Source organism: Nocardiopsis sp. KDC1DS13DA1, assembly GCF_055632325.1.
This window is the reverse complement of the sequence record NZ_JBVMUY010000001.1, coordinates 24,277-41,375: the sequence shown is the minus strand read 5'-3', so window position 1 is coordinate 41,375 and position 17,099 is coordinate 24,277. Positions and strand designations below refer to the sequence as shown.

14 protein-coding genes are annotated in these 17,099 nt (G+C 72.8%); 10 read left to right on the top strand and 4 right to left on the bottom strand.

Features of this window, described 5'->3' with window-relative positions:
- Positions 1-84 precede the first annotated feature (84 nt).
- The 4 genes from ACTVAJ_RS00165 (at position 85) to ACTVAJ_RS00150 (ending at position 7,007) form a co-directional block, all read left to right on the top strand.
- Positions 85-1,509 carry a hypothetical protein gene (locus tag ACTVAJ_RS00165; RefSeq protein WP_470385919.1) on the top strand — a complete coding sequence of 475 codons (1,425 nt, stop codon included), beginning with the start codon at positions 85-87 and terminating at the stop codon, positions 1,507-1,509.
- A 237-nt stretch (positions 1,510-1,746) separates the two neighbouring features.
- Positions 1,747-2,034 (top strand): WhiB family transcriptional regulator, encoded by a 288-nt coding sequence (locus ACTVAJ_RS00160; RefSeq protein ID WP_013154770.1) that lies wholly within the window; start codon positions 1,747-1,749, stop codon positions 2,032-2,034.
- A 351-nt stretch (positions 2,035-2,385) separates the two neighbouring features.
- The gene (locus ACTVAJ_RS00155) at positions 2,386-5,559 is read left to right on the top strand and encodes a glycosyltransferase (RefSeq protein ID WP_470385918.1); all 3,174 of its coding nucleotides are present in this window, start codon (positions 2,386-2,388) and stop codon (positions 5,557-5,559) included.
- Complete coding sequence (locus ACTVAJ_RS00150; RefSeq protein WP_470385917.1) at positions 5,559-7,007, top strand: DUF5719 family protein; 1,449 nt, start codon at positions 5,559-5,561, stop codon at positions 7,005-7,007. Before ACTVAJ_RS00155 ends, ACTVAJ_RS00150 begins: the two co-directional genes overlap by 1 nt.
- A 235-nt stretch (positions 7,008-7,242) precedes the next feature.
- Here the strand turns inward: ACTVAJ_RS00150 and ACTVAJ_RS00145 are convergent, their stop codons facing one another.
- The gene (locus ACTVAJ_RS00145) at positions 7,243-7,638 is read right to left on the bottom strand and encodes a metallopeptidase family protein (RefSeq protein ID WP_470385916.1); all 396 of its coding nucleotides are present in this window, start codon (positions 7,636-7,638) and stop codon (positions 7,243-7,245) included.
- A 175-nt stretch (positions 7,639-7,813) separates the two neighbouring features.
- On the opposite strand from ACTVAJ_RS00145, the gene ACTVAJ_RS00140 reads away from it, so the two are divergent.
- From ACTVAJ_RS00140 to ACTVAJ_RS00125, 4 genes are all read left to right on the top strand, one after another.
- A complete protein-coding gene (locus ACTVAJ_RS00140) occupies positions 7,814-8,212 on the top strand; it encodes a DUF3499 domain-containing protein (RefSeq protein ID WP_470385915.1) in 399 nt (132 codons plus the stop codon).
- Between the two features lie 177 nt (positions 8,213-8,389).
- A complete protein-coding gene (locus tag ACTVAJ_RS00135) occupies positions 8,390-9,742 on the top strand; it encodes a phosphomannomutase/phosphoglucomutase (RefSeq protein ID WP_470385914.1) in 1,353 nt (450 codons plus the stop codon).
- A gap of 115 nt (positions 9,743-9,857) precedes the next feature.
- Positions 9,858-10,034 carry a Trm112 family protein gene (locus tag ACTVAJ_RS00130; RefSeq protein ID WP_017596839.1) on the top strand — a complete coding sequence of 59 codons (177 nt, stop codon included), beginning with the start codon at positions 9,858-9,860 and terminating at the stop codon, positions 10,032-10,034.
- Between the two features lie 155 nt (positions 10,035-10,189).
- Positions 10,190-11,482 (top strand): serine/threonine-protein kinase, encoded by a 1,293-nt coding sequence (locus ACTVAJ_RS00125; RefSeq protein WP_470385913.1) that lies wholly within the window; start codon positions 10,190-10,192, stop codon positions 11,480-11,482.
- A 64-nt stretch (positions 11,483-11,546) separates the two neighbouring features.
- On the opposite strand, the gene ACTVAJ_RS00120 is transcribed toward ACTVAJ_RS00125, so the two are convergent.
- Both ACTVAJ_RS00120 and ACTVAJ_RS00115 read right to left on the bottom strand, forming a co-directional pair.
- Positions 11,547-12,749: a hypothetical protein gene (locus ACTVAJ_RS00120; protein WP_470385912.1), complete on the bottom strand. Its 1,203-nt coding sequence runs from the start codon at positions 12,747-12,749 to the stop codon at positions 11,547-11,549.
- A gap of 113 nt (positions 12,750-12,862) precedes the next feature.
- The gene (locus tag ACTVAJ_RS00115; protein WP_470385911.1) at positions 12,863-13,279 is read right to left on the bottom strand and encodes a MerR family transcriptional regulator; all 417 of its coding nucleotides are present in this window, start codon (positions 13,277-13,279) and stop codon (positions 12,863-12,865) included.
- 128 nt (positions 13,280-13,407) lie between these two features.
- Between ACTVAJ_RS00115 and ahcY (ACTVAJ_RS00110) the strand changes: the two genes are divergently transcribed.
- Positions 13,408-14,844 carry an adenosylhomocysteinase gene (gene ahcY / locus ACTVAJ_RS00110; RefSeq protein WP_470385910.1) on the top strand — a complete coding sequence of 479 codons (1,437 nt, stop codon included), beginning with the start codon at positions 13,408-13,410 and terminating at the stop codon, positions 14,842-14,844.
- A gap of 79 nt (positions 14,845-14,923) precedes the next feature.
- Entirely contained in the window at positions 14,924-16,189 is a 1,266-nt protein-coding gene (ahcY, locus tag ACTVAJ_RS00105) for an adenosylhomocysteinase (RefSeq protein ID WP_470385909.1), read from the top strand.
- 5 nt (positions 16,190-16,194) lie between these two features.
- Here the strand turns inward: ahcY (ACTVAJ_RS00105) and ACTVAJ_RS00100 are convergent, their stop codons facing one another.
- Positions 16,195-17,016: an RDD family protein gene (locus ACTVAJ_RS00100; RefSeq protein ID WP_470385908.1), complete on the bottom strand. Its 822-nt coding sequence runs from the start codon at positions 17,014-17,016 to the stop codon at positions 16,195-16,197.
- Between the last annotated feature and the right edge of the window lie 83 nt (positions 17,017-17,099).

Below are 17,099 nucleotides of genomic sequence, written 5' to 3'. Positions count from 1 at the left end.
GCGCGGCCGATACACCCGACAGCCCGACGATATGCCAAGCTTCCCCCGTCTCGACGGTGAGGAACCAGCGGAGGGGAACCTCTCTTGAACAACGAAACACTCGATCGCCTGCGCCCACTGGGGGCCTGGGCCCTCCTCGGGGCCGTGGGCGCGACCCTGCTGGCTGGCCTGATCCGCCTGATCGTGTGGGCCAGCGACTACACCGGAGGCTTCGCCGTCGGGGTGGAGTCGGCGGCCTCCAGCTTCTTCGGGTTGTGGCACGTGGTCCTCCTGGCCGCAGCCGTCGCCCTGGTCGTCACCAGTGAGCGCACGCGTCCGTCGGCCGCCCCCGTCGTCGTCACCGCGCTGATCATGGTCGGCGTCGGACTGCTGTTCGCCGCGATCTCCCTCATCACCGGGTTCATCGTCCCCGAGAACGTCGGGCTCGGCTTCGCGGGCTTCTTCACGACGCTCGCCCAGGGCGGGGTGCTGGGTCTGCTCGGCTTCGTCCTCCTCAAGGTCTTCAACGACCCGACGCTGGTCCCGCGCGAGACCCCGCAGGGCCAGTACAACCCGCAGCAGCCCTACGGTGCCGGCCAGCAGGCCTACGCCCAGCCCGGCTACCCCGCCGCCGACCCGACGCAGACCGCGTCGGGCCAGGTGTACGGCCAGGACGCGTCCCAGCCCGCGTCGGGGCAGCAGCAGGCCTACGGTCAGGCGTACGCGCAGCCGACGGACGCCGCGCAGGGCGTCTCCGGCCAGCAGCAGGCCTACACCCAGTACGGGCAGGACGGCCAGGCCTACGACGCCCAGCAGGCGGCGTACGGCACGGGGGCCCAGCAGGCCTACGACCCGTCCGCGCAGCAGGCGTACGGGACCGGCGGGCAGCAGCCCTACGACGCCTCGGCCCAGCAGCAGGGCTACACCTACGGCACGGGGGCCCAGCAGGCCTACGACCCGTCCGCGCAGCAGCCGTACGGGACCGGCGGGCAGCAGGCCTACGGCCAGCAGGTCTACGACGCCTCGGCCCAGCAGGCCTACGGGCAGCAGCCCTACGACGCCTCGGGGCAGCAGCAGGGCTACACCTACGGCACGGGGGCCCAGCAGGCCTACGACCCGTCCCAGTACGCGCAGCAGTACGGCCAGCAGTACGGCCAGCAGGACGCCTCCGCGCAGGCGTACGACCCCGCGCAGTACGCGCCGCAGTCCTACGACGCCCAGCAGGGGACCGAGCAGGCCGCCGCCTCGGGTGAGCAGGCCGCCCAGGACGCCATCCAGTACGGCTGGTACCAGGGCGCGGATCAGGCCCAGCAGGCTCAGCAGGCCCAGCAGGCGCAGGACACACCGTCCGACAGCGGAGTTGACCCTTTCTTTAACTCCGGGGAGCAGGCTGGTACGGACGCCTCCGGGCAGGGTGGCGCGTCGTACGGAAGCCAGTACGAGGCAGGCACCAACTACGGCTCTGACCAGCAGGGACAGGGCAACAGCGGAGGCCAGCAGGGCTGGTACGGCGGGCAGGACAACCGCTGACCCCCTCTGGCGCGTCCGCGCCTCCTCCCGCCCGGGAAGGCCGTGAATTGCGTGGTAATTCACAGAACGGACATGGCACGATCGTCGTTGGCGGTTCGTTACATGATATTCAGTGGATTACCACGCAGGGCGCTTGACTCCTGGTCACGAGCCCGCGTGTAATTTCAAGGTGGGATTCCACCCGGCCTGGGGGACGAAAAGGGCCGGGACATCTATGGGGGGCAACAGGAGGTGCGCATGAGCGAGGTGATCCCGCTGGCGCACGGCTCGGACGAGGATCTGGGCTGGCAGGAACGTGCCCTGTGCGCGCAGACCGACCCGGAGGCGTTCTTCCCCGAGAAGGGCGGATCGACCCGGGAGGCCAAGAAGGTCTGCCAGTCGTGCGAGGTGCGTGCGGAGTGCCTGGAATACGCGCTGGAGCACGACGAACGCTTCGGCATCTGGGGGGGACTCTCCGAGCGTGAGCGCCGAAGGCTGAAGAAAGCCGCCGGAGGGGATTTCGATTTCCTGGCGGAGATGCTCTAGGGGCACGCGCGCGAGGCGCATCCGGACCGCGAGTCCGGGTGCGCCTTTTTCATGTTCCATCCCGTTTGGGACTTTGGTGAGGATTGCGGTACACATCTGTCGTGTCGTGAATGCCCCGGTACGTCGCCGCATGGGTGTCCTGGGGGAACAACCCCGCGACGCGCCGGGGTGGCGTATGGTGATGACCCGCGCCCACCGTGCCGGACCGGCCACGTCGGGCCAACCGTGCCGAACCGGACCCCGGGCAAGGCCGACGGGCGCCTGACGCGTACGCGCACCCGACGGTCGGGGCACCGCCCCACCGCCAGCCCCCGGGCCCGCCCCTCTCCCGGAAGAGAACACACCACAGCCGTGCTTGACCACGATCCCGCCCGACACGTCGTCACCGCGGTCATCGTCTCCCACGACGGCGCACGCTGGCTGTCGGAGACCCTGGAGGCAGTCCGGGGCCAGTCCCGGCCCGTCCAGCGCGTCGTGGCCGCAGACACCGGCAGCACCGACGGCAGCGCCGAACTCCTCGCCGAGTACCTGCCCGACGACGCGATCCTCGACCTCCCGGAGACGACCGGATACGGCGACTCCGTCCGCGGGGCGCTCGACCTGCCGCGCTCCACCACCCGCGTCGGCGGTGCCTCCGACGGCGCCGTCGAGTGGATCTGGCTCATCCACGACGACCTCACACCCGAGCGCGACACCCTCGAACGGCTGCTCGCCGCCGCGGACCAGGACCCGCGCGCCGCCGTGCTCGGCCCCAAACTCCGCGACTGGTTCGACCGCCGCCGTCTGGTCGAGGCGGGCGTCACCATCGACGGCGCGGGACGCCGTGAGACCGGACTCGAACAGCGGGAGTTCGACCACGGCCAGCACGACGGCACCCGCCAGGTCCTCGCCGTCTCCAGCGCGGGCATGCTCGTCCGCCGCGACGTGTGGGACCGGCTCGGCGGGTTCGACCCCGCGCTCCCGCTCTTCCGCGACGACATCGACTTCTGCTGGCGCGTGGGCGGTGCCGGTCTCCGCGCGGTCCTGGTCACCGACGCGGTCGCCTACCACGCCGAGGCCTCGGCCCGACGCCGCCGCCGCATCACCGCCACCCGCAACCATCCGCGCCGGGTGGACCGCAGACACGCCGTCTTCGTCCTCCTGGCCAACCTGCCCGTCGGCGGCATGGTGGCCGCGCTCGCGCGCAACTCCCTCGCCTCCCTGCTGCGCGTGGTGATGTACCTGCTGGTCAAGCAGCCGGGCAACGCCCTGGACGAGGCCGCCGCCATCACGCTCGTGTACCTGCGGCCGTTCCGCCTGGCCCGGGCGCGCTTCCGGCGCCGCCGCGACCGCCGCCGCACCTACAGCGCGATCCGCCCGTTCCTCGCCCGGGGCGTGGCCCTGCGCCAGTTCGCGGACGCCGTCACCGGGATCCTGTCCGGAGACCCCGTCCTCAACACCCCGGGGCGCCACCAGGCGGTCACCGTACCGCCCGGCCCCGACGACGAGGACGCGGCGCTCGCCGACCAGACCAGCCTCCTGCGCCGAGTCGTCCTGCGGCCGGGCACCCTGCTGGTCCTGGGCCTGGCCGTCGTGGCGCTCGTCGCCGAGCGCTCCCTGCTCTTCGGCGACCTCCTCGCGGGCGGCGCGCTGCCCCCGGTCGCGGGTACGGCGGGCGACCTGTGGTCTCTCTACCTGGCCGGGTGGGCCGAGCACGGGCTCGGCTCGGACACCCCGGTACCGCCCTACGTCGGACTGCTCGCCCTGCTGTCCACGCTCACCCTCGGCCAGCCCTGGATCGCCGTCTCCGCGATCCTCCTCGGCTGCGTTCCGCTGTCCGGGTTGACGGCCTTCCTGCTCGCCCGTGAGGTCGTGGAACCGCGCCCGGTCCGCCTGTGGGCCGCGGCCGTCTACGCGCTGCTGCCCGTGGCCACGGGCGCGATCGCGCAGGGGCGCCTGGGCACGGCCCTGGTCCACATCCTGCTCCCGGTCATGGGGCTGCTGGCGGTCCGGCTGGTGTCGCTACCGCCCAGGCCGTCCCGGCGCGCGGCCTGGGGGCTCGGTCTGGTCCTGGCCGCGGCCACCGCCTTCGTCCCGCTCGTGTGGGTGCTGTCCCTGGTCACCGGGCTCCTGGTCGCGGTGGCCTTCGGGCACCTGGGGCGGCGGCTGTACGTGAGCGTCGCGCTGACCCTGGCCGTCCCGGTCGTGCTCCTGCTCCCGTGGTCGCTCGAACTCCTCCGGCACCCCACGCTGTGGCTGGTGGAGGCGGGCCTGCACCCGTCCACGGAGGCGGCCGCCGCGGGGCGGCTGCTCCTGTTCTCCCCGGCCGGCGCCGGTACCCCGCCGCTCTGGGTCACCGCGGGTTTCGCGGCCGCGGCCCTGTGCTCGCTCCTGCTGCTGCGCGACCGGATGATCGTCGCCGCGGGCTGGTCGCTGGCCCTGTTCGGACTGCTCGTCGCGGTCGTGACCAGCCGACTGGTGATCGAACCGTACTCCGGCGGCCCCCCGTCCCCGGTCTGGCCCGGGGCGGCCCTGTCCTTCGCCGCCCTCGCCGTCCTGCTGTCCGCCTCGACTGCCGGGCGGTCGCTGGGCCCCATGGTGGGCCTCGGCGGGCTCCGGCGCGTCTTCGCGGTGGCCGTGGCGCTCCTCGCGCTGGCCACGCCGGTCTCCGCCGCCGGGCTGTGGATGTGGGAGGGCGTGGACGGGCCGCTCACCAGTCGCGCGGACATGGTGGTGTCACGCGCGCTGGAGGTCGTGGACCAGGACGGGACCCCGCCCCGCACCCTGGTCGTCACCCCGGGACAGGGCGGCGTCGACTACACCGTCCTGCGCGGGGAGGAGCCCAGGATCGGGCAGGAGGGCGTGGTGCCCGCGGAGTCGGCCCTGGAACTCATGGACCGGGCGGTCGCCGAACTCGTCGCCGGTCAGGGCGGGGAGCACCTGCACACCCTGACCGACTACGGGGTCCAGTACGTGCTCTACCCGAGGCCGGAGATCGGCGACGCCCACGACGCCTCGATGGTCACCACCCTGGACGGCACACCCGGTCTGCTCCGCGTGTCGCTGTCCGACCGCTACGGCCTCTGGCGTGTGGGCGAACCCACCGGGACCCTGCGCGTCGTCGGCGAGGACGGCGAGCCCCGCGTACTGGACGCCGGCGCCGACCTGCCCGCGGGCGGGGCCGGGCGGCGGCTCCTCCTGGCCGAGTCGGCCGACGACGGGTGGCGGGCCACCCTCGACGGGGCCGCCCTCGCCCCGGCCGACACCGAGAACGGCCTCCAGGCGTGGGACCTGCTTCCCGGGGGCGGTGAGCTGCGTGTGTGGTACTCCGACCCGGTCCACACCGCCTGGCTGGCCACCCAGGGCGCGCTGCTGTTGGTGGTCGCCGTCCTGGCGGCGCCCGGCGCCCGGACCGAGGAGGAGGCGCGGATGATCGAGTCCGCCCCCGCGCCCCGACCGAGACGACCGCACTGGACCGGCCGCCGGTACCGCAGGGGCGGCCGCCGCCGCGCGGGGCGGAGCACGACCGCGACGAAGGGGGCCTGATGCGGCTGATCGTGGAGAACCGCTTCGCGCTGTTCGGGCTGGTCGCCCTGGGGCTGGCCGCGCTGTTCGGCGTCACCCTCGTCCCCGTGGGCGACCCGCTCGGGACCTCCGAACCCGGCACGGTCCGCCCCGACCTCGCCGCGCGGGTGTGCCCTGCGCCCTACGAGGGGGGCGAGAGCACCGTCGCCGCCTACGCACCGAGGGTGGGCCGCGATGACGCGGGCAGGCTGTGGGCCGACATCGGCGAGGAGCTCGCCGAGCCCGGCAGCGTCTGGCTGGCCGAGACCGAGGGGGACGAGGGCCCCACCGTCCTGCGGGCCGAGGGCAGCCTCGCCTCCGGGCTCGACTCGGCGCAGACCACGGTGACCGGCGACGGGCTGACCGAGGTCCGTTGCGCCGAGCCCTCCACGAGCACCTGGTTCGCCCTGCCCGGAGGCAGCGGGGACGCCGGGGTCGGCAGCGACGGCCAGGGACACGTGATCGACGAGGAGAACGAGGGCGACCCGGTGGAGACCGAGGCGCTCACCGTCCACCTGGCCAATCCGTCGCGGACCGCGGCGACCGCCAGCGTGGACGTGTACACGACGGACGGTCCGTCCTTCTCGAACGAGAGCCGGGGGGTCTCCGTGCCCGCGGGGGAGTCCGTCGAGCTCGAACTGACCGAGCTGATCCAGCAGTCCGCCTCGCTCGGCGTCCACGTACGCACCAGCACCGGCCGTGTGGCGGCGTCCCTGCTCGCTGAGCACTCCTCCGGCGCGGTCGCCTGGGTCGCCCCCACCCGGGGTCCCGCCGTGCGGCACGTGATCCCCGGGCTGCCCGAGGGCGAGGGCACGCGGCGGCTCTTCGTGACCTGTCCGGGTGCGGACTCCGCCGAGGTCCGGGTGCGCGTCCTGCCGGTCGACGGCGACGAGGAGGAGCTGACCCTCGACGTCCCGCCCTCCGGCTCCGCCTGGGTGACCCTGGAGGTGGCGCTGGCCGGGCGCCCCGGCACGGTCGTCGTGGAGTCCGACGCGCCGGTGGTGGCGGGTGCCCTCGCGGAGGACGCCGACACCGCCTACCCGGCCGCAGTGGCCCCGCTCGCCCACCCCCTGGACACCACGGCCGTCCTGCCGTTCGTCCCGGACGGAGTGGACGTGGACCTGGTCATGACCGCCCTGGACGGGGACGTGCGCATGGTGGTGACGCCGGTGGGGGCCGACGGGACCCAGGGGGACGCCGCCCGGGTCGACCTGGGCGGCGGAACGACACTCGTGTCCGGAGCCGACTGGGACCTGCCGTCGGACGAGGGGAACACGGTCCGCCTGGAGCTGCTGGAGGGCTCCGGGCCGGTGCACGTGGCGCGGATCCTCGGCACGCAGGAGGGATGGAGCGTCCTCCCGGTGCCGCCGGCGCCGGTGGAGGTGCGGCTGCCGGTCGCGCGCGGCTCGATGGTGGGCGTCGTGCCGTGAGCCCTGCTTGCTTTGGGCCTCCGCTCCGCTTTGGCCCGGGTTCGGGCGCCTCGAAGGCGGGGATTCTTCGTCCTCGTCTTCGCCTGGCGCTCGTTTCTCGCTCGCGGCTCGACTCGCCCGCCCGTCGCCCGCCACCACCCTCAACGGACGCCTTCGGCGCAGTCCCATCCATAAGAACCCTGCCGGCGTCCGAACGGAACCCCCCCGGGGCCTCCGCTCGGCTTCGTTCCGGGGATCACGCCTCGGGGTCGACGGACTCCGGCTCCACGCCCAGCAGGTTGGCGACCTCCTCCACGACCGCCTCGTGGACCAGCAGGGCCATCTCCTCCGGGTCCTTGGTCCGGATCTCCACCGGACGGCGGTAGACCACGATGCGGGCCCTGCCGTTCGGATCGGTCTCCAGGCGGGAGAAGGGGATCGACTCCGTCAGGGGATCACCGGCCGGAACCGGTGGGACGTCCTCGACGAGGAAGTCCACATTCGCCAGTTCGCGTGCCCACAGACGCTCCAGGCGTTCGACCGCGTCCAGGACGAGATCGTCGAAGGCCTGCGCTCGGCTGCGGTAAACCGGCAGGTAGGAGGGCACGAGAGGACCGCGGATGCCTCGGCCGCGGCGGTCCCGGCGCCGCACTCGGTCTGGTTGGCCACTGGAAAGGCGCACTCGTCGCACACTTCGAGACTAAGCCATCAACCGCCCCGCGCGTAGCCCCGATTCCCCGGAACACGGACCGGACGGGGGCACGCGGGGACGGCCGTCATGGGACGATGCTGGCGTGTCTTCCGGTAAAGGCATACAGTCAAACGCTGTGAGCCATGTTCGACGCTGCTCCCGTACCGCGTGCAGGCAGCCCGCCGTCTTCACGCTCACGTACGTGTACGCCGACTCCACCGCCGTGCTGGGCCCCCTCGCCGCCTACGTGGAACCGCACTGCTACGACCTGTGCGCCGTCCACGCCGACCGGCTGACGGCCCCCCGCGGCTGGGAGGTCGTGCGGCTTCCGGTCGAGACGTCGGGCGGCGGTCCCGGCAGCGACGACCTGGAGGCCCTCGCGGACGCCGTGCGTGAGGCGGCGCGCCCGCCCTCGCCCGCGGCCTCCGCGGACGACGCCGTCGGCGAGGGAACCGAGACCCTGCGCCGCGGCCATCTGCGCGTGGTCCGGTCCGACCCCGGGCGGGGCGACCACGACCCCCGCGACCGGGGCTGAGCCCGCCGCGGCCCGGCGCCGCCGCGGCGGACCGCCGACCTTCGCCCCCGTCACCCTCCGTGGACGGGCGCTCCACCCCCGGGCGTCGTCGGCCGTTCGCGACCCCTTGCTAGGTTTGTACGGCGCGCAACCCTCGCGCCACCCAACCAGGAGCAGGACCGACCGGCCGGAGAAGACGTGGCTGACCTCCGAAGCATCTTCAAGGCATACGACGTACGCGGTGTGATCCCGGACACCTTCAACGCCGACATCGCACGAGCGATCGGTGCCTCCTTCGCCCGCGTGGTCGGTGGCCCGGCCGTCGTGGTCGCGCACGACATGCGCCCCTCCTCACCCGACCTGGCCGCGGCCTTCGCCGACGGCGTCACCTCCCAGGGCGTCGACGTCGTGTCCGCGGGGCTCGGCTCGACCGACCTCCTCTACTACGGCTCCGGCCACCTCGACCTGCCCGGCGCCATGTTCACCGCCAGCCACAACCCGGCCGAGTACAACGGCATCAAGATGTGCCGGGCCGGTGCGGCGCCGATCAGCGGCGAGACCGGTCTCGACGAGATCCGTCGGCTGGCGGAGGACGGGGTTCCCGGGCACGACGGCCCCCCGGGCACCGTCACCGGCCGCGACCTGCTGCCGGGATACGCCGCCTACCTGCGTGACCTGGTCGACCTGTCGGCCATCCGACCGCTGAAGGTGGTCGTCGACGCGGGCAACGGCATGGGCGGGTACACCGTCCCGGCGGTCCTGGAACAGGGCCTGCCGCTGGAGATCGTGCCCCTGTACTTCGCGTTGGACGGCACCTTCCCCAACCACCCCGCCAACCCGCTGGACCCGGCCAACCTGGTCGACCTCCAGGCGAGGGTGCGCGAGACCGGTGCCGACATCGGCCTGGCCTTCGACGGCGACGCCGACCGCTGCTTCGTGGTCGACGAACGCGGGGAGCCCGTTCCCCCCTCGGCCGTCACCGCCCTGGTCGCCGCCCAGGAACTGGAGCGCGAACCGGGTGCCACGATCATCCACAACCTCATCACCTCCACGGCCGTCCCCGAGATCGTCCGCGAGCGCGGCGGCGTCCCCGTCCGCACCCGCGTCGGCCACTCCTTCATCAAGGCCACCATGGCCGAGACCGGCGCGATCTTCGGCGGTGAGCACTCCGCGCACTACTACTTCCGGGACTTCTGGCGGGCCGACACGGGTATGCTCGCGGCGATGCACGTCCTGCGGGTCCTGGGCTCGGACGACCGTCCGCTGTCCCGGATCACCGGGGAGTACTCGCGCTACGCGTCGTCCGGGGAGGTCAACTCCACGGTGGCCGACGCGCCCTCCCGGATGGCGGCGGTCCGCGCGGCCTTCGACGACAGGGACGGCGTCACCGTCGACGAACTCGACGGCCTGACCGTCCGGCTGCCGGACGGATCCTGGTTCAACCTGCGCGCCTCCAACACCGAGCCGCTCCTGCGGCTCAACGTGGAGGCGTCCGACGAGGGAACCGTGGCGAAGCTGCGCGACGAGGTCCTGAGCATCGTCCGAGCCTGACCAGGCATTCTGGTGGGGAGGTTCCGCGCCGGGCACAGCCGGTCCGCGCGGCGCGGACGTGCCCACGGCGCCGAGGCGCCGCAGGCACACCCACGAGCACACGAGGAACGAGAACATGAGCACGAAGATCGACGGGTGGCTGTTGGACATCCTGGCCTGCCCGCAGAGCCAGGCCCCGCTCCGCCACGACCCCGAGACCGACGAACTGGTCTGCGACGAGAGCGGGCTGGCCTATCCGATCCGGGACGGCATCCCGGTGCTGCTCGTCGACGAGGCGCGGAAAATCGATTGAGGTCGGATGGAACGTTCTGGCCACTTCAGCAGTCAGAACGGCTACGACGCGAGGTGAGAGGAACCGCTCGGGCGTGACCGTCCGGGACGCGGTCTCGCCGTTCGCCCCGTAACCTGTTTGCTGCGCGCCCCGCACGAAAGCCCTGGAGGACACTGATGCCCGGTCCCGAACCGCTACAGCCGAGCGACCCCGCAGGGTTCGGCGAGTACCGCGTGACCGGTCGGCTGGGCAAGGGCGGGCAGGGCGTGGTCTACCTGGCCGAGGACGGTGAGGGCGACCAGGTCGCGGTCAAGGTCCTCAACGACCAGTGGTCGGGCGACGGTGAGCTGCGCCGGCGGTTCGCCAAGGAGGTCCGGGCCGCGCAGAAGGTCGCGTCGTTCTGTACGGCCGCGATCCTCGACGCCCAGCTCGACCAGGACCCGCCCTACGTGGTCAGCGAGTTCGTGCAGGGCAGGGACCTCCAGGACACCGTGGCCAAGGGCGCACCGCTGCGGGGTTCCAAACTCCAGCGGCTCGCGGTGTCCACGGCCACCGCGCTGGTGGCCATCCACAAGGCGGGCATCGTCCACCGCGACTTCAAGCCCGGCAACGTGCTGCTGGGCCAGGACGGCCCGCGGGTGATCGACTTCGGCATCGCGCGCATGGACGACGGCACGGCCACCCTGACCAACTCGATCGTGGGGACGCCCTCCTACATGGCGCCCGAGCAGATCGAGGGGCGCGGGGTCACCGACAAGTGCGACATCTTCGCCTGGGGCTGCGTCATCGCCTTCGCCTCCACCGGGCACGCGCCGTTCGGCGCGGACACCGTTCCCGCGGTGGTGCACCGGGTGATCAGCGCACCGCCCGAGTTGGAGGGCCTGGACGAGGCGCTGCGGCCGGTCGTCGAGTCCTGCCTGGACAAGAACCCCGCCCGGCGCCCCAGCGCGCAGACCCTGCTCATGCGCCTGCTGGGCCACGAGGGGACCGAGGAGGCCCCCTCCACGGACGACGCCCTCCAGCGGGGCGAGCAGATCGCCCAGGCCGGGGGCGCGTTCACCGGAGGTCAGGCCCCGCCGATGGGGCAGCACCTGCCGCGCACGGGTCCCCAGCAGGGCTTCGGGGGTTACCCGTCGCACGCGTCCGACCCGCGCACGGGCCAGAACCCGGGCACGTCCAACCCGCGTCCCCTGGGCCAGCCCATCGCCAACACCCCGCCGCCCTTCGGGCCGCACCCGGGTTCCACGAACCCCCGACCGGGGATGCCCGGGGCCTACCCGCAGCACCAGCAGCGGCCGATGCCGCACCCGGGCAACCCCAACCAGACCTACGCCCGCCCCGGGGTGGGCCAGCCGATGCCGCGCCCGGTGGAACAGGACTCGGTGCTCCAGCAGAGCTGGGTGATCCCGGCCGTGCTCATCACCATCGTCATCCTGATCCTCGTGCTGGTGCTGCTGGCCGTCAGCTAGGCGGTGCCCGCCCCGGTCCTCCGCCCGGCCCCGGCCCGGGGCCGCCCGGGGCCGCCGCGCGGGGTCACACGCGGGTGAGCGCGTTCATCGCGCGTGAGACCGCCTCGTCCACCAGGTCGCGGACCTGCGGCCAGCGGTCGTCGACGCAGTCGGTCGGGATCACGGTCACGCTGTCGGCCCCGGAGATGTCCAACGCGTCGCGCACTCCGTCCGGTGTGGTGAGCCGCGCGTCGGCGGTCACGGCCAGGACGCCGGTGTCGGGTCGGCCGACCTCCTGCACGACCACGAACAGCGTCAGCGACGCGTCCCCGACCACCAGTTCCAGGGCCGTCCACCAGTGGGCGGCACCGGGGGTGAGGACCGTCCGGGAGGCGGGGGCCGGGGCCGAGGGGTCCTCCCCGGTGTCGTCGAACCCGCCCGAGCGCACGACCGTACGTGCGTCCGGGGCCAGGGTCTGGAGGATGAGGGCCAGCGACGCCTGACGGGACCGCACGTAGTCCTGGATCCGCCGACACATCACCGACGCCAACGGGGGGATGTGCGCCCGCGGGGGCGGAACACTCGCGGGCGCCCAGCACAGTTCGTCGCGCAGGGCCCCGGTCACCAGGCGCGCGAAGTGGTGGACCAGCGCGGCGAACCGCGCCGCGGGATCCCGCCCGTCCGGCCGCGTCGGACCGGCGTGCGGTTCCGGCGGCAGGGGCGGGTAGTCGGCGCGCTGGAGCACCAGGGAGGCGAGGATCCACGGCAGCGCCCACGGCGGGTCGCCGCCGGGCCCGGCGGCGGTCGGGGCCGCGGACTCCGGTCTGGGGGCGGTTCCGCCCTCCGCGGAGTCGAGCTCGCGCAGGACCGCGACGCACTCGGCGAAGGTGTGCGCGGCGCGGACCACGGGATGGGCGGGGATCGCGGCGGCCTCGGCCAGACGGCGGGCCGCCTCCTCCCCGAGGGGCCGGGCGGGGGAGCGGGAGGCGCAGTCGGCCGGGAGGTCGGCGGCGCGCCGGGCCAGTTCCCGTACGTACTCGGCGGAGACCGGCTGCCCGGACATCCCCTCCCCGGAGGTGGACACCACCAGGTCCTCCAGGGCGGGCGCACCGCCCAGGTCCAGGACGCGGCGTCGGATCAGGGCTCTGCGCGCGGCCCTGCGCGCCTCCTGGGGCTGGCCGTGGCGGTACCGGGTCCAGATCGACCGGAGGCGCTCCACGTCGGTGAGCTCGTCGCGCACATGGCCTGGGAGGCGGTTCAGGGCCACACCGCTGCTAAGGGTATCCACGTGTGGATCCGTAGCCCGCGGACTCGGTGCCAAAACCTGACGGAGGTCCGGTCGTGTGGCCGTGACCGGCCGCAGGCGCGTGTCAACCCACGGTGTCCGTGGGCGTCGTCGGTTCAGGCACGGCGGTGGTGGAGCAGACGCATCGCCTTCTCCTTCTCGAAGTCCATCGCCCGGGCCGGGGCGGCGGTGAGCCTGCCGAGCCGCTCCCCGTGCTGGCGCACCCGCGCCAGGACCTCGGGTTCGGCCAGCACGCGCAGCGCGAACGCCAGGGCGGCGGGCGGGATGTCGAACTCGCGCTCCATCTCCAGGCCGGCCGCGATCGTGCGCAGGTCCTCCCCGGTGAACCGGCGGTGGCGGTGGCCGCGTCCGGTGGGCCGCTCCTGCGTGCGGGGAAGCAGCCCCAGGCCCTCGCGGTAGCGCAACATGCGCGCGGTCGTGCCCACCTGCTCGGCGGCGGTCGAGATCGGTACGGGTCCGCCCGGTGCGGAGGGCCGGTCGGATACGGGCGAGGCGTCGTCGAGGGCGGCCATGGACGCGAGCCTAACCCACTTTCCCGACGAGTCGAAGCAAAACTGACAATCGATTGTCATAATTACTCCACGCGCGCGCGAGCGTGCCTAGAATCAGGGGCGCCACCACGATCACGAGTGAGGAACGCATGGCTTTCGACTTCAAGGTCGCCGATCTGTCCCTGGCCGAGTTCGGCCGCGACGAGATCCGGCTCGCCGAGCACGAGATGCCCGGTCTCATGGCCACTCGCGCGGAGTACGGCGACAGCAAGCCCCTGCGGGGCGCCCGCATCATGGGCTCCCTGCACATGACCGTGCAGACCGCCGTGCTCATCGAGACCCTGGTCGCCCTGGGCGCCGAGGTGCGCTGGGTCAGCTGCAACATCTTCTCCACCCAGGACCACGCGGCGGCCGCCGTGGTCGTGGGCCCCGACGGCACCGTCGAGGACCCCCGGGGCGTCCCGGTGTTCGCCTGGAAGGGCGAGACGCTGGAGGAGTACTGGTGGTGCACCGAGCAGGCGCTCACCTGGCCGGGCGACGAGGGCCCCAACATGATCCTCGACGACGGCGGCGACGCCACCATGCTCGTCCACAAGGGCGCCGAGTACGAGCACGCCGGCGCCGTCCCCGACCCGGAGACCGCCGACAGCGAGGAGTTCGGCGTCGTCCTGCGCCTGCTGCGTGAGAGCCTGGCCAAGGACCCGCAGAAGTGGACGAAGATCGCCGCGGGCATCAAGGGCGTCACCGAGGAGACCACGACCGGCGTCCACCGCCTGTACGAGATGCAGCGTGACGGCAACCTCGCCTTCCCCGCCATCAACGTCAACGACTCGGTCACCAAGAGCAAGTTCGACAACAAGTACGGCATCCGCCACTCGCTGCCTGACGGCATCATGCGCGCCACCGACGTCCTCATCGGCGGCAAGGTGGCCGTGGTGTGCGGCTACGGCGACGTCGGCAAGGGTTCCGCCGAGGCCCTGCGCGGCCAGGGCGCCCGGGTGATCGTGACCGAGGTCGACCCGATCAACGCGCTCCAGGCCGCCATGGACGGGTTCCAGGTCAGCACCCTGGACGACGTCCTGGAGACCGGTGACATCTTCATCACCACCACCGGCAACTTCAACGTGATCATGGCCGACCAGATCACCCGGATGAAGCACCAGGCGATCATCGGCAACGTCGGCCACTTCGACAACGAGATCGACATGGCCGGGCTGGCGAAGGTCCCCGGGATCACGAAGAAGGAGATCAAGCCGCAGGTCCACGAGTGGACCCTCAGCGACGGCACGTCCGTCCTCGTCCTCTCCGAGGGGCGCCTGCTCAACCTGGGCAACGCCACCGGCCACCCGAGCTTCGTGATGTCCAACAGCTTCACCAACCAGGTCATCGCGCAGATCGAGCTGTTCACCAAGCCGGACGAGTACCCGACCGACGTGTACACGCTGCCGAAGATCCTCGACGAGAAGGTCGCGCGTCTGCACCTGGACGCCCTGGGCGTCAGGCTGACCACGCTCACCAAGGAGCAGGCCGCCTACATCGGCGTGGACGTCGAGGGCCCCTACAAGCCCGAGCACTACCGCTACTAGGAACGAACACCGCCGGTACCGGCGGTGCGCGCCGGGCCGGGGGAACCCTCCCCGGCCCGGCCCACGAGAGAGTGATGCAGTGAGCACTGGCCCCTCGCACGAGGTGGCGGACCTCGGCCTCGCCGCCGCCGGGGTGCGCAGGGCGGACTGGGCGGAACGCTCGATGCCCGTCCTGCGCAGCGTCCGCGAGCGGTTCACGCGGGACCGGCCCCTGGACGGTCTGCGCGTCGCCGCGTGCCTGCACGTGACCGCGGAGACGGCGAACCTGCTGCGCGTGCTGCGCGCGGGCGGAGCCGAGGTCTGGCTGGCCGCCTCCAACCCCCTGTCCACCCAGGACGACACCGCCGCGGCGCTGGTCACCGAGTACGGCGTGGCGGTCCACGCGTGGGCGGGGATGGACCAGGAGGCCTACGACCGCAACCTCGTCACCGTCCTGGAGGCGCGGCCCCACCTGCTCCTCGACGACGGCTGCGACCTCGTGAACACGGTGCACGCGGTCCGCCCCGACCTCCTGGAGGGGGTGCTGGGCGGGTGCGAGCAGACCACGACCGGCGTGATCCGGCTGCGCCGCATGAGCGCGGCGGGTGAGCTGCGGCTGCCGATGGTCGCGGTCAACGACACCGCCACCAAGCGCATGTTCGACAACCGCTACGGCACGGGGCAGTCGACGATAGACGGCATCCTGCGGGCCACGAACGCGATGCTCGCGGGCAGGACCGTCGTCGTGGCCGGGTTCGGCTACTGCGGTCGCGGCCTCGCCGAGCGCGCCCGGGGCATGGGCGCCCGCGTGGTGGTCACCGAGGTCGACCCGGTCAAGGCCCTGGACGCCGTCATGCAGGGGTACACGGTCACCACCATGGACGAGGCCGCGCCGCTCGGGGACGTGTTCGTCACCGTGACCGGCAACCGGGACGTCGTCCGGGGCGAGCACCTGGTGCGGATGCGGGACGGGGCGATCCTGGCCAACTCGGGCCACTTCGACCTGGAGATCGACCTCGTGGCGCTGGAGCGGCTGGCGGTCCGGGTGAACCGCGGGGTGCGTGAACAGGCGGACGAGTACGTGTTCGGGGACGGTCGCCGCGTCCTCCTGCTCTCCGAGGGGCGCCTGGTCAATCTGGGTGCGGCGGAAGGGCACCCGGCCGCCGTCATGGACATGTCCTTCGCTGTGCAGGCGCTGACCACGGAGTGGCTGGCGCGCAACCACGCGGACCTGGAGCCGGGTGTGGTGGAGGTGCCGGAGGAGACCGACACCGAGGTGGCCAGGCTCGAACTCGCGGAGCTGGGGGTCGGCATCGACGTGCTCACCCGCGAACAGGACGCCTACCTGCGCTCCTGGCGCCCCTGACGGGTTCAGCCGGTCGGACCCGCACCGGTGGCGCCGTCACGCCACGCGGCCTCCTCGTGTCTGCGGCGGCGTTCGGCGAGCACCGCGGCCAGGAAGTGCGGCGGGGCGGTTCCCGCGGGCGGAGGCGGGCTGATCTGCGCGGCCACCGCGTTGGCCAGGCGGACACCCATCTCGTGGCGTGTGTGGTCGGCCAGTTCCCCGTAACGCAGGACGTACTGGCGGGCGGAGGCCGCGGTCTCCGGCGACAGCCGGGACAGCTCGGCGTTGGCGGCCCAGGCGGCCAGGTACGGGGGCATCGGGATGAACTCCCGGCGGCTGCCTCCGGTGCGTTCCTCGACGACCATCGTCCCCGCGACGAAGTCGCCCATACGGCGGCCGTCGCGGTTGATCATCGACGTGAACAGGGCGATGACACCGGTCGTCAGCCAGATCTCCAGGAACCCGGCCAGGGCGCGGGCCAGGGCCTGACGGAACCGGACGGGGGAGCCGTCGGTGCCCACCACGCGCAGCCCCAACGCCAGCTTGCCCAGGGAGCGGCCGCGGGAGATGGTCTCGAAGGCCGTCGGGTAGCCGACGATGATGAGGATGACCGTCGCGGTGCTGAACGCCGCCGTGGCGGCCGGGTCCAGGCCCGTGCCGACCCAGGTCGCGGCCACGCCCATGGCCGCCAGGAGGATGAGCTGGAGGAGGACGTCCAGAGCCAGCGCCGCCGCGCGCGTGGCGAAGCCCGCCGGTCGCAGGTCGAGCACCACCGCGTCACCCGTCACCAGCGGAGTCGTGCCGGACACGTCCTCGCGGGCCTCGCCGCCGGGGTGGGACACCTGCACACGCTCCCTCGAAGTGCGAACCGTATCCTCCGACCCTACCGCCACCTGCGGTTCCCGGACATCGCGGGCGCGGTCATCGCGGG